The sequence below is a fragment of the Pseudomonas sp. G3-19 genome, assembly GCF_054855875.1.
Map to the genome: position 1 here is coordinate 1,891,978 of NZ_JBMPIQ010000003.1, position 12,761 is coordinate 1,904,738.

12 protein-coding genes and 1 pseudogene are annotated in these 12,761 nt (G+C 61.2%); 7 read left to right on the forward strand and 6 right to left on the reverse strand.

The genetic code is table 11. The features are described 5' to 3' along the window. Nucleotides 1-2 precede the first annotated feature (2 nt). From ACOYXI_RS08635 to ACOYXI_RS08650, 4 genes are all read right to left on the reverse strand, one after another. On the reverse strand, nucleotides 3-719 hold the full coding sequence (locus ACOYXI_RS08635; protein ID WP_461674729.1) for an alpha/beta hydrolase: 717 nt from the start codon (nucleotides 717-719) through the stop codon (nucleotides 3-5). 170 nt (nucleotides 720-889) lie between these two features. Beyond that, on the reverse strand, nucleotides 890-2,002 hold the full coding sequence (locus ACOYXI_RS08640) for a M14 family metallopeptidase (protein ID WP_461674730.1): 1,113 nt from the start codon (nucleotides 2,000-2,002) through the stop codon (nucleotides 890-892). Between the two features lie 199 nt (nucleotides 2,003-2,201). After that, on the reverse strand, nucleotides 2,202-2,981 hold the full coding sequence (locus tag ACOYXI_RS08645; protein WP_003226194.1) for an ABC transporter substrate-binding protein: 780 nt from the start codon (nucleotides 2,979-2,981) through the stop codon (nucleotides 2,202-2,204). Nucleotides 2,982-3,298: 317 nt separating this feature from the next. Continuing rightward, nucleotides 3,299-3,727 carry a rhodanese-like domain-containing protein gene (locus ACOYXI_RS08650; protein WP_210558663.1) on the reverse strand — a complete coding sequence of 143 codons (429 nt, stop codon included), beginning with the start codon at nucleotides 3,725-3,727 and terminating at the stop codon, nucleotides 3,299-3,301. A gap of 102 nt (nucleotides 3,728-3,829) precedes the next feature. On the opposite strand from ACOYXI_RS08650, the gene ftrA reads away from it, so the two are divergent. Then, complete coding sequence (ftrA, locus tag ACOYXI_RS08655) at nucleotides 3,830-4,804, forward strand: transcriptional regulator FtrA (protein WP_461674731.1); 975 nt, start codon at nucleotides 3,830-3,832, stop codon at nucleotides 4,802-4,804. Between the two features lie 107 nt (nucleotides 4,805-4,911). Here the strand turns inward: ftrA and cobF are convergent, their stop codons facing one another. Both cobF and ACOYXI_RS08665 read right to left on the reverse strand, forming a co-directional pair. After that, a complete protein-coding gene (gene cobF, locus ACOYXI_RS08660; RefSeq protein ID WP_135296142.1) occupies nucleotides 4,912-5,667 on the reverse strand; it encodes a precorrin-6A synthase (deacetylating) in 756 nt (251 codons plus the stop codon). Then, a pseudogene (locus ACOYXI_RS08665) lies at nucleotides 5,667-6,237 on the reverse strand (histidine phosphatase family protein). The gene cobF and the pseudogene ACOYXI_RS08665 overlap by 1 nt, the downstream one beginning before the upstream one ends. Nucleotides 6,238-6,573: 336 nt before the next feature. Between ACOYXI_RS08665 and ACOYXI_RS08670 the strand changes: the two are divergent. The 6 genes from ACOYXI_RS08670 to ACOYXI_RS08695 all read left to right on the forward strand — a co-directional run bounded on the left by ACOYXI_RS08670 (nucleotide 6,574) and on the right by ACOYXI_RS08695 (nucleotide 12,711). Further along, nucleotides 6,574-7,428 carry a MurR/RpiR family transcriptional regulator gene (locus ACOYXI_RS08670; RefSeq protein ID WP_027611641.1) on the forward strand — a complete coding sequence of 285 codons (855 nt, stop codon included), beginning with the start codon at nucleotides 6,574-6,576 and terminating at the stop codon, nucleotides 7,426-7,428. 2 nt (nucleotides 7,429-7,430) lie between these two features. After that, on the forward strand, nucleotides 7,431-8,075 hold the full coding sequence (locus tag ACOYXI_RS08675; RefSeq protein WP_007968761.1) for a cysteine hydrolase family protein: 645 nt from the start codon (nucleotides 7,431-7,433) through the stop codon (nucleotides 8,073-8,075). Further along, nucleotides 8,072-9,403 (forward strand): type I glutamate--ammonia ligase, encoded by a 1,332-nt coding sequence (locus ACOYXI_RS08680; RefSeq protein WP_095136621.1) that lies wholly within the window; start codon nucleotides 8,072-8,074, stop codon nucleotides 9,401-9,403. Before ACOYXI_RS08675 ends, ACOYXI_RS08680 begins: the two co-directional genes overlap by 4 nt. Further along, nucleotides 9,387-10,139: an N-formylglutamate amidohydrolase gene (locus ACOYXI_RS08685; protein ID WP_461674732.1), complete on the forward strand. Its 753-nt coding sequence runs from the start codon at nucleotides 9,387-9,389 to the stop codon at nucleotides 10,137-10,139. Before ACOYXI_RS08680 ends, ACOYXI_RS08685 begins: the two co-directional genes overlap by 17 nt. A gap of 87 nt (nucleotides 10,140-10,226) precedes the next feature. Then, nucleotides 10,227-11,576: an APC family permease gene (locus tag ACOYXI_RS08690; protein WP_027611637.1), complete on the forward strand. Its 1,350-nt coding sequence runs from the start codon at nucleotides 10,227-10,229 to the stop codon at nucleotides 11,574-11,576. A 118-nt stretch (nucleotides 11,577-11,694) separates the two neighbouring features. Continuing rightward, a complete protein-coding gene (locus ACOYXI_RS08695) occupies nucleotides 11,695-12,711 on the forward strand; it encodes an arginine N-succinyltransferase (protein ID WP_461674733.1) in 1,017 nt (338 codons plus the stop codon). The last annotated feature ends 50 nt before the right edge of the window (nucleotides 12,712-12,761 follow it).

Below are 12,761 nucleotides of genomic sequence, written 5' to 3' on the forward strand. Positions count from 1 at the left end.
CCTTACGGATTGAGCTGCTGCAGCCAGGCGTTCAAGTCGCGCAGCTCGGCAGAACTGATGCTGTGGCCGACACCGGGATAAGCGTGAAACTCGGGTTTGTAGGCAAGTTTTTGCAGCAGCGCATTGGCCGCGGTGCCGTCGCGGTACGGCACCCGATCATCGGCGGTGCCATGGCCGATGAAGATCTTCAGCGGCAACGGTTGTTGCTGCGCCTGGAGCTCGGTTTTCAATACCGGCAACAGGCGTCCGCTCAACGCCGCGATGCCACCGACCGCCACGGGCGGACGCAAGCCCACCTCGTACGTCATCATCGCGCCCTGGCTGAAGCCGATCAGGTACACCTTGTCCGGGCTGGCGTGATATTTCTTCGCCGCCTGGGCGACAAACTCCCGCAGTTTCTGACCGCTGGCCTTCAGATCATCGGTCTCAAAGTTGTAGGCGCCTTCGCCTTTTTTGCGAAACCACTGGAAACGCCCTTCGCCCAACGCCAGCGGCGCCTGCACCGAGAGGTAGTTGTACTGTGCCGGCAGTTGAAACTTCATACCGATCAGATCGGCTTCGTTACTGCCGTAGCCGTGCAGAAAAATCACCAGCGGCCGGGTGTTCGCGTCCGGGTGAACCTGTTCGATGTATTTCAGTGGCAAGTCGCTTTGCAGCGTGGTTTGCGCGTGGACGGCGCTGGACGCCAGCAGGGTTAACAGGGCAAACGCCTTCAACATAAAGCCTTCCTTCACAGAGTGTCGGGTTCGTCGGTGAGCCTAACACTCTCTGAAGATTGTGGTGCTGGCGAGACCGCTATCGCGAGCAGGCTCACTCCTACAGGGACAACGCATGCCAAATGTAGGAGTGAGCCTGCTCGCGATGAGGCCGGAAAATCCAAGGAAATCTGTCAGTCGTTTATCAGCTTGCCCACCCGAATCGGCTCACGCCCCGCCACCTTGGCCTGCCAGATCCCCGGCTGGGTGTAGCGCCCGCGATCAATCGCAAACAGCACGCCGCTGGTGCCGGCGCGGACGGTGGTCAGCCGGTCATTCAACGGATCCACCACTTCGAACAGCGCATCCCCCTGCTCGACCCACTCCCCGGCATTGCGCAGGAAACTGACCACGCCATGGTGCGGCGCGAACAGGTATTCGGTGCCTTCGAACGGCATGCCTTCGCAGCATTCGCTCGGCGCCGCCGGCCATTCGCCGCTGATGAAACCCTGCTCGGCGAGAAAGCCGAGAATCGCTTCACAATTGGCCTGCGCCTGATCGACCCGGGTGTCGCCAATGCTGCCCAGTTCAAGGGTGGTGGCGAGGTTCGCCGGGGGAATCGCCGCACTCGGAAACGCTCGGGCCAGACGCAGCCACGGCGATGAGCACGACTCATCGAACGAACTGCCACCGGAGTCTTCGCACAACAAGGCCACGCCGGCCTTCAGTCGCGCCGCCAGCGATTGCCAGCGCGGCCAGTGTTGCGGCAATGCGTAAATGTGAATCGCCGCGTCGAAATCGCAATGCAGATCGAGGGTGATGTCGGCGTCGCAGGCATGGCGCAGCAGCAAGCGGTGCAGCGCTTCCAGTTGCGAGGCCGGGGCTGGCAACTCATCGAGCACCTCGCCCATGGTCTGGCGGATCAGCGCGATGTTGGCCTCGGCGTCGCTGCCCAATTGCTCGCCGATTCGCGCCGCCACCGGCGCACTGAGTTCAACAAACGCGCGGTTGAAATTCTTCCCGCTGCCCAACTCGAAGCGCCCCATGTGGCTGCCTTGCAGATGCTGGTCGAGGCCAATCGGGTTGGCCACCGGCACCAGCTCGATCACGCCTTGCAGACGACCCTGCTGTTCCAGCTCGTTGAGGCGTTGCTTGAGTTCCCATGCGGTGCGCATGCCCGGCAGTTCGTCGGCGTGCAGACTGGCCTGGATGTACACCTTGCGAGTGCCCGCGCCGTAACGGAAGACGCTGAGGGAACGTTCGCTACCCAGATGGCTCCAGGGCAGGACATGGTCGATGCGTTGCATGGGAAAACTCCTGAATGGCTGGATCACGCAGATCCCCTGTAGGAGTGAGCCTGCTCGCGATAGCGGTGTGTCAGGCACTAAAGCGGCTGAATGTTAAACCGCTATCGCGAGCAGGCTCACTCCTACAGGGTTCTCCTATGAATCAGAGCACAAAAAAAGTGGCCACCGCGCAAACGGGACCACTTTTTTCTACAGCGTATTAATGACCGTACACGTCAAAGTCGAAGTACTTGTCCTGGACTTTCTTGTACTCGCCATTGGCGCGGATTTCGGTGATGGCCTTGTTGAATTTCTCGGCCAGCTCGGTATCGCCCTTGCGTACGGCAATCCCGGCACCGCCGCCGAAGTACTTGGCGTCTTCGTAAGTCGGGCCGACGAATTCGAAACCTTTGCCGGCGTCGGTCTTCAGGAAACCGTCGCTGAGGTTGACCGAGTCGGCCAGCATCGCGTCAAGACGACCAGATTTCATATCCAGGTTGGCTTCCTGTTGCGAGCCATAGCGCACCACTTCAAACCCGGCGTCCTTGGCCATGTCGGTGGCATAGCGGTCGTGGGTACTGGCGCGCAGCACGCCGACTTTCTTGCCCTTGAGCTCGGTCAGCGGATCTTTGACACCGGAGCCTTCCTTCATCACGAAGCGCGCCGGGGTGTGGTAGTACTTGATGGTGAAATCGACGTTTTTCTTGCGGTCGTCAGTGATGGTCATCGAGGACAGGATCGCGTCGATCTTCTTCACTTTGAGTGCCGGGATCAGGCCGTCGAACTCCTGCTCGACCCACACGCATTTGACGTCCATCTGTTTGCACAGGGCATCGCCGATATCGACGTCGAACCCGGTGAGTTTGCCATCAGCGGTTTTCATCGAGAATGGCGGGTAAGCGGCTTCGATCCCCAGACGAATCGGTTTGGCGTCTTCGGCGACAGCGGTCAGGGACAACATCGACAGTGCCAGGGCACCGAACATCACTAGCTTCTTCATTTATTACTCCTGTGTGCGGAGGCTTTTATTGGCAGCTTTCGATTGGCGTTCGGTCATGGCCATTGAGCAGCAAAAACCGACGTGGCCGGCAGTCTATGGCGGCGCGCACAGGGCAAATTGTGTTTAGGCGACAAATACTTACAGAAAATCGGCGCACGCGTTGACCGGGATCAACGGTGCGCCGACATGGTGCAAAGGCTGTAGGACAAATCTTTGAAAACGACACAAATGGCCTTTGTAGGAGCTGCCGCAGGCTGCGATCTTTTGCTCTTTAAAAGTCAAAAGATCGCAGCCTGCGGCAGCTCCTACAAAAGCTTTCAGCATTCACATCCAATAGGCGCCTTGGCGGCTTGAGTAGCACTCAAGCTGAAGCCCTCATCCAGCCAGCCGGTCACGCCGCCGATCATCTCCTTGACCGGGTAACCCAACGCCGCCAGTTTCACCGCAGCCTTGTTGGCGCCGTTGCAGTGCGGGCCGGCGCAATAGACCACGAACAACGTGCTCGTCGAATACTCCACCAGGCCTTCGGCGGTCAGCAAGCGGGTCGGAATGTTGATCGCGCCCGGCACGTGACCGCGCTCGAACGCCAAAGGCCCGCGCACATCGACCAGGACAAAATCGACTTCACCGGCCTCCTGGCTGCCGTACACGTCAGAACAATCGGTTTCAAAGGTCAGACGGTTGCTGAAGTGCATCAGGGCAATCGCCGACGGTGCGGCAGGAATGTCGCGAACCAAGCTGGTCATGTTGTGTGGCTCCTTCATCTGTTGGGGTGTGAGCAGACTTTATCGGGCCGGCACTTGGCGCTACAGTGGCGCACAAGACACTCACCGGGAATTTTCCGCCAAATGCCTGACTCACCTGGATTGGTCGCGATTCTGGCCTACGATGGCCTCTGTACCTTCGAGTTCGGCATTGCCGTGGAGATTTTCGGCCTGCCCCGGCCGGAATTCGATTTCCCGTGGTACGAGCACTGCATCGTCGCCGTCGATCAAGGGCCGATGCGCGCCATGGGCGGGATTCACGTATTGGCCGACGGCGGCCTGGAGCTGCTGACGCAGGCGCGCACCATCATCATTCCCGGTTGGCGCGACCGCGAGGCCCCGGTGCCGCCGGCGCTGATCGACGCCTTGCGACAGGCCCACGCCCAGGGTGCGCGGTTGCTGTCAATTTGCTCAGGGGTGTTTGTGCTGGCCGCCAGTGGCTTGCTCGACGGCCACGGTGCGACCACCCACTGGCGCTACACCGATGAACTGGCGCGACGCTACCCGGCGATCGCGGTCGATCCGGATGTGCTTTACGTCGATTCCGGACAGTTGATCACCTCGGCGGGCAGCGCCGCCGGGATCGATGCCTGCCTGCATCTGCTGGCACGGGACTTCGGCACCCAGGTCGCCAATTCAGTGGCCCGGCGTCTGGTGATGTCGCCGCAACGCACTGGCGGTCAGGCACAGTTCATCCCCACGCCGGTCAGCGCGACGCCGCGAAACGACTTGTCGCGGGTGATGCAGTGGGCCCGCGAGCGCTTGCACCAACCGCTGGAAGTGCGCGATCTGGCCAGCGAAGCGGCGATGAGCGAGCGCACCTTTTTGCGCCGTTTCACCGAAGCCAGCGGACAATCGCCCAAAGCGTGGCTACAACACGAGCGACTGGCCCGGGCGCGGGAATTACTGGAGAGCAGCGTGCACAACACCGAGCAAATTGCCCTGCACTGCGGTTATCGCTCGGTGGAAAGTTTTCGCGTGGCGTTTCGCAGCGTGGTCGGGGTGCCGCCGTCGGTGTATCGGGAGCGGTTTGGGCGTGGGGTCAAGGCCATTTCTTGAGTTGACTGTGATGACCCCTTCGCGAGCAAGCTCGCTCCCACATTTGAAATGGGCCCCCCTGTGGGAGCGAGCTTGCTCGCGAAGAGGCCAGTCCAGCCACAATAAACCTACGGCTTACGCAACAGATAGGTATCCATGATCCACCCATGCTCGGCACGGGCTGCTTTGCGCACCCGCTCGATCTCGGCCGCCACATCCTTGAGCTTGCCACTGATCAGAATTTCATCCGGTGTGCCCAGGTAGGCTCCCCAATAAATCTCGGTCTGCTGATCCGCCACATGGTGGTAGGAATCTTCAGCGTCGAGCATCACCACCAGGCTGTCCGTGTCACTCACCTGCCCCGCCGCCAGACGCCGGCCAGTGGTGATTTCAATTGACCGGCCAATGCTGTTCAACGGCACTTTATGCTGCGCCGCCAACGCCTGAACGCTGGTTATCCCGGGGATCACTTCAAACTCGAAAGCACAGCGACCTGACACCAGAATCGCCTGCAGGATACGAATCGTGCTGTCGTACAACGCCGGGTCGCCCCACACGAGGAATCCGCCGCACTGCTCGTCAGCCAATTCTTCATTGATCAGTTGTTCGAAGGTTTCTTGCTTGGCGCGATTCAGATCATCGACCGCGCGGGTGTAGTCCACGTCGCCGCGCGCGCGCTCTGGGCTGTGGGATTCGACGAAGCGATACGCAGGATCGGTGATGTAACGCGCACAGATATCGCGACGCAAATCGATCAGTTTGTCCTTGCTCGGGCCTTTGTCCATCAGAAAGAACACGTCGACCTGATTCAGCGCCTTTACCGCCTGCATCGTGATGTAGTCGGGATTTCCGGCGCCGATGCCGATGACCAGCAGTCGTTTCATCAAAGTGCTCCCGCAAGATCGATACCCAGCAAGCGTAGCCGCCAGATGCCGTTGAACCGCAGCTCAACCATGGACAACGGTTCAACATCAACGGCGTTGAACGCCGCGCCCTGTAACACCTGCATCAGTGCCGCACGCACCACAAACGGATGGGTGACGGCGACGATGTGCCCCGATGCGCCTTGCAGACTGGTCAGCCATGCCGCCACGCGTTCGCTCAACTGCATTACCGACTCGCCACCATGCGGTGCCGCCTGCGGATCATTGATCCACGCCTGCAAGGCCTCGGCCTCGCGCACTTGCAGATCCTTGATCGCTTGCCCGTGCCAGCGCCCCGAAATCGCAATCGCGCAGCGCTTCGTCCACTTGCGGCGCCGCACCGAACCACTCGGCGGTCTGACGCGTACGCAGTTCCGGCCCGCACAACAAACGGCTGGCACCGGTGAATTTTGCGGCCAACGCGCCGAGCGCCAATGGCGAATTTTCAACAGGCTCGTTCGTAGGAAAGCGCGACAATTTCTGTGCGACGGTTCGCGCGTGGCAAATCAAAGTCAAACGGGTGGACTGCACAGGGTTTCACTCGATGAACATCAGCTGAATCGGCGGCAAATCGCCGGTCTTGTGGCAATTGTGCCGTAACCCGGTCGCTTCAGGGGATCTCGTGAACCTCCAGCCCAGTACTCTGAAGTAGAAAAAGCGGCAATGTCTGACACGCCTGGAGGCAATGGACTACAAGAGGCACAGACTCAGGTGTAGCCCTTGTTACTCAGGGTTGTGAGCTTATTTAAACGTCGAATCGCCAACGCTAAAAATTCACTAGACATGTAACCTGAGTTACATAAATACTGTTTTAACGGATTGTGAAACGAATTCAACACCCCCCCCCTTCATCCAGCAGGAGCCCGGATGCCCCCTCTCAGAGACTTGATCACCGACCCCGGCCTGGAGCTGACGCCGTCTGAGCGCAAAGTGATTCGCGCCCTGCTCGACCAGTATCCACGCAACGGCCTGGGTCCGATGGCGCGTCTGGCCGAGCACGCCGGCGTCAGCGATCCGACCATCGTGCGGCTGGTGAAGAAGCTCGGATTCGGCGGTTACGCCGAGTTTCAGGACGCCCTGCTCAGCGACATGGACCACCGTCTGCGTTCACCGCGCACCCTGTTGCAGCCGCGTTCGCACCTGAACAAGGACGATGCCTGGGGCCATTATCTGGCCGACAGCCAGCGTCTGCTGGTGGAAACCCAGGTTCTGACGCAACCCGAAGACGTGCGCATTCTGCTCGACTGGCTGCTCGACACCCGGCACCAGATCTACTGCTTCGGCGGGCGCTTCAGCAGCCTGATGGCCAACTACCTGCTCAATCACTTGCGCCTGCTGCGACCCGGCTGCTTTGCCCTGGAAGACAACGCGCAACTGCCCGACCGCCTGTTCGATCTGCAACGCCAGGACGTGGTGCTGCTGTTTGACTATCGGCGCTACCAGTCCCAGGCCCTGCGGGTTGCCTCGGCGGCGAAGAACAACAACGCGCGGGTGGTGTTGTTCACCGACATCTATGCCTCGCCGCTGCGCGAACTGGCGGACCTGATCATCAGCGCCCCAGTGGAATCGGCCTCGCCGTTCGACACCATGGTGCCGGCGCTGGCCCAGGTCGAGGCGCTGATTGCCTGCCTGACCCTGCGCAGCCCCGATCTGGCCGATCGCCTGGAAGGCATCGACGCCCTGCGCAACGACTTCAACACCCATCTGCTGGAGGATAAATAAGGATGTTCAGTCTTCCCCACCGCTCGCCGCGCGATTTGCCGTTCGTCACCGACCACACCGCATTGCTGCTTGTGGACATGCAGCGTGCCTGGCTCGAACCGCAGTTCGACCCGCACCTGAACGGCCCGGACGCCGAGTATTTCCTGACCCGCGCGCACATGCAGGTGGTGCCCAACCAGCGCCGTTTGCTCAGTGCCTTTCGCGAAGCGCGGCAGAACGTGCTGCACACGATTATCGAAAGCCTGACCGCCGACGGTCGCGACCGCTCGCTGGATCACAAACTGTCGGACATGCACCTGCCCAAGGGCAGCACCCAGGCGCGGATCATCGACGACCTGACCCCGGTGGAAAACGAGATCGTGTTGCCGAAAACCTCGTCCGGGGTGTTCAACTCGACCAACATCGATTACGTGCTGCGCAACCTCGAAACCCGTCACCTGATCATCGCTGGCATCGTCACCGACCAGTGCGTCGACATGGCCGTGCGGGATGCCGCCGACCGTGGCTATCTGGTGACGCTGGTCGAAGACGCCTGCGCCACCTACACCCCGGCGCGGCATGACGCCTGCCTGAACGCGATCAAGGGTTACTGCTGGATCACTGACACACAAACCGTGCTCGGCCGCTTGCAGGAGATGCGCCCATGAGCGAGCGCCTGACGCCGTTGCCGATGACCACCATCGTCACCACCGACCTGATCGGCATCACCCGTGGCCGCTCGTTTCCCACCGATCAGCTGGAACATTATCAAGCGGCCGGGTGCGGCTGGGTGCCAGCCAACAGCGCACTGACGCCTCAGGACATCATCGCCTCGACCAACCCATGGGGCGCCTATGGTGATTTGCGGTTGATTCCCGATTTGAGCAGCCGCGTGACGGTCGGTAATGGCCCGGACGCCGCAGCACCGGCGCTGGACTTCATCCACGGCGACATCCGCGAGACCGATGGCCGGCCGTGGAGCGCTTGCCCGCGCACGCTGCTGCGCGATGAAATCGAGCGCTATCGCGACGACCTCGGTTTGCAGGTCAACGCGGCGTTCGAACACGAATTCAACCTGCATGCCGGCTTCGCCGAACACCTGGCGTTTTCCCTTGAAGCCCAGCGTCAGGGTGCCGAATTCGGCGGCTGGCTGCTGAGCGCCCTGCGCGCCGGCGGTGTCGAGCCGGAAATGTTCCTGCCCGAATACGGCAAGCACCAATACGAAATCACCTGCCGGCCAACCCTCGGCGTGGCGGCGGCGGATCGTGCGGTCAACGTGCGCGAGATCACCCGCGAAATCGCCCGACAAATGGGCGTCGACGTCAGCTTCGCGCCGAAAACCAAGGCCGACGCGGTGTGCAACGGTGTGCACCTGCACGTCAGCCTGCTCGACCTGCAAGGTCTGCCGCTGCTGTACGACGCCGGCACCAGCAACGGTCTGTCGACCCTCGGACAGCATTGGGCCGCCGGGATCCTGCATTACCTGCCGGCGCTGTGTGCGTTCACCGCGCCGACACCGGTGTCGTACGAGCGTTTGCAGCCACACCACTGGAGTGCGTCCTATGCGTGTCTGGGGCAGCAGAACCGTGAAGCGGCGCTGCGCATTTGTCCGACCGTGAGCCTGGGCGGCAAATCCGTGGCGGCGCAGTACAACCTGGAATTCCGCGCGATGGACGCCACCGCCTCGCCGCATCTGGCGATGGCCGCACTGCTGATTGCCGGACGGCTGGGCATCGAACAGCGTCTGGCGCTGAACGCGATCACCGATGAAATTCCCGATTCACTCAACGACGAGCAACGCAAGGCCCGGGGCATTGTGGCCCTGCCCGCCTCGCTGGCCCAGGCGCTGGATTGCCTGCGTGACAGTGCAGCCTTCAATCAATGGCTGCCCAAGCCGTTGCTCGACACTTACCACGCCCTTAAAACCGAGGAACTGGCGCTGACGGAACAGCTCTCGCCCGCTGACCTGTGTGAGCACTATGCACGCCTGTACTGAATCCGCCGAGCTGGGGTTGTACACCCGCCCGGTCTACAACCTGAGTCGCGAAGATTCATCGCATCCGTTGATCCTGGTGTGCGAGCACGCCAGCCGCTACATCCCCGAGGCCCTGAACAATCTGGGCCTGGACGATGCCGCCGCGCGCGAGCACATCGCTTGGGACATCGGCGCACTGCAACTGGCTGAAAAGCTCTCGGAGAGACTTGGGGCGACACTGTTGAGCGCCAACTATTCACGGCTGCTGATCGACCTCAATCGGCCACGGCATGCCCCCGACAGCATTCCGGCGCAGAGCGAGATTTATCAGGTGCCCGGTAACCGCGAGCTGGACGAAGCCACGCGCGAGTACCGGCGCCAGACCCTGTTCAAACCGTTTCACGCCCGGCTGCAGACCCTGATCGACCAACGCGTCGCACAAGGCCAAGCGGTACGGGTGGTAGGGATTCACAGTTTTACCCCGGTGTATTACGGCCAGCCGCGCCCGCTGGAAGTCGGCGTACTGTTCGGTCAGGCCGGCGCCTATGCGCAACGGGTGATCGATGGCCTCGGCCAGCACCCGCTGAACGTCGCGGGCAACCAGCCGTACCGGGTTGATCCGCTGGGCGACATGACCGTGCCGGTGCACGGCGACGCCCGGGGGCTGGAATCGGTGTTGATCGAGGTGCGCAACGACCTGCTGCGCAGCCCCGAAGCGGTATCGTTGTGGGCCGAGCGCCTGGCGCCGCTGCTGTAAAGAATGCTGCAAGACTGCTGACGCTGTAAACGATGGACCGATATAACAACTAAAAACGCTGGATAGGCTGACAAGGAGTTGCGCTTCATGGAAATAGAAGAGTTCGGCTACAAACAGGAGTTGAAACGTAGCCTGACACTGACCGACCTGGTGGTGTACGGGATGATCTTCATGATCCCCATCGCCCCCTTCGGCGTGTATGGCTACGTGAATGCCGAGGCGCCCGGGATGGTGCCGCTGGCCTACATCATCGGCATGGTCGCGATGCTGTTCACCGCGCTGAGCTACGGCAGCATGGCCAAGGCGTTTCCGGTCGCCGGTTCGGTGTATTCCTACGCGCAACGCGGCCTCAATCAACACGTCGGCTTCATCGCCGGCTGGCTGATGCTGCTCGACTACCTGCTGATTCCACCGCTGCTGTACGTCTACGCGGCGATGGCCCTGAACCATCTGTACCCGGACATTCCGAAGGTCGGCTTCATTCTGGCGTTTCTGGTCAGCGCGACGTTCGTCAACCTGCGCGGCATCACCTTCACCGCACGGATGAACATCATCTTCCTGCTGGCACAGCTGGTGGTACTGGGAATCTTCCTGTTCTACGCCTGGAACGCCCTGCACAATGGCGGCGGCAACGGCGAGCTGACCCTGGCGCCGCTGTATCACCCGGAAACGTTCAATTTCGCCTTGCTGATGCAAGCGGTGTCGATTGCCGTGCTGTCATTCCTCGGCTTCGATGCGATCTCGACCCTCGCCGAAGAAATCAAGGGCGATCCGGGCCGCAGCGTCGGCCGCGCAGCGCTGATCACTCTGGTGGTGATGGGCGTGATTTTCGTCGTACAGACCTGGATCGCCACCGATCTGGCTGCTGGCATGGGTTTCAAGTCCGCCGACACCGCATTCTATGAAATCGCCGAAATCGCGGCTGGCAGCTGGCTGGCCACCCTGACCGGTGTGGCGACCGCGCTGGCCTGGGGCGTCGCGGTGGCGATCACCTCGCAAGCGGCAGTGTCGCGCCTGCTGTTCGGCATGGCCCGCGATGGCAAGTTGCCGAAAGTGCTGGCCAAGGTGCACCCGAAGCACAACACCCCGTACCTGAGCATTTATCTGGTGGCGGTGCTGTCGCTGGTGATCTGCTACCTGTTCATCAATTCGGTCGACACCCTGACTTCGCTGGTCAACTTCGGTGCCCTCAGCGGTTTCATGCTGCTGCACCTGACAGTGATCAACTACTACTGGCGTCGGCAGAAGTCCGGTCAGGTCGTACGCCATCTGATCTGCCCGGTGATCGGCTTCATCATCGTCGCCGCCATCATGTACAACATGGGCGTCGATGCGCAGAAACTCGGCCTGATCTGGATTGCGCTGGGTCTGGTGTACCTGTTCTTCCTGAACAAGCTCGGCGCCAGCACAGCGCTGCCTGACCCGAGCAATGGCTGACAAGAAAAAGAGCGGCGTCTGACATCAAATCAGGCGACCGCCGCTTTAAAGCGTGGCAACCGACAGTGATAGTCAGGTTCGGTGGGATCACCGGACCCTTTGATACAGGAGTGCATCCATGCTGGTCTTACGCCCAGTCGAGACAACCGACCTGCCGCAATTGCAGCAGCTGGCCCGCGACAGCCTGGTCGGCGTCACGTCGCTGCCTGACGACAGCGAACGCCTGCGCGAAAAAATCGCCGGCTCCTGTGCCTCGTTCGACAACGACACTCAGGCGCAAGGCCCGGAGAACTACTTCTTCGTGCTGGAAGACCTCGACACTCAACGGCTGGTCGGTTGCTCGGAGATCCTCGCCACGGCCGGTTTCAACGAACCGTTCTACAGCTTGCGCAATCGCCACTTCACCAGTGCTTCGCGGGAACTGAACATCGAGCACGGGGTGCCGGCGTTGTCACTGTGTCACGACCTCAGCGGACACACGCTATTGCGCGGGTTTCACATCGACAACGCGCTGGTGCGCAGCGCCTTTTCCGAATTGCTGTCGCGGGCACGGCTGCTGTTCATCGCCGCTCACGCACAACGTTTCGCCGATGCGGTGATCACCGAGATCGTCGGCTATAGCGATGAGAACGGTCATTCGCCGTTCTGGGACGCACTGGGCAAACACTTCTTCGACCTGCCCTACGTCGAGGCCGAACGCCTGTGCGGTCTGCAAAGCCGCACGTTTCTCGCCGAACTGATGCCGCAATACCCGATTTACGTACCGATGCTGCCTCCGGCAGCGCAGGAATGCATCGGCCGGATTCACCCGGACGGCCAGGAAGCGTTCGACATCCTCGAACGCGAAGGCTTTGAAACCAACAGCTACATCGACCTGTTCGACGCCGGTCCGACCCTGTATGCGCGCACCGCGAACATCCGTTCTATCGCCCACAGCAAGACAGCCAGCGTGCGCGAGCAGGCGCAGATCGACGCCCGCGGCCATTACCTGCTGAGCAACGACGCGCTGCATGGCTTCCGGGCCATCGTCGCCGAACTGGATTACCAGCCTGAGCAACCGCTGTCGCTGACGCCGGATCTGTGTGCCGCACTGAAGGTCACCGATGGCAGCACGATCAGGGTGATAGCCCTGTGAACCGCCACCGGCTGCACACCCAACGACAGTGCCCGAACCGGCGCGTACAA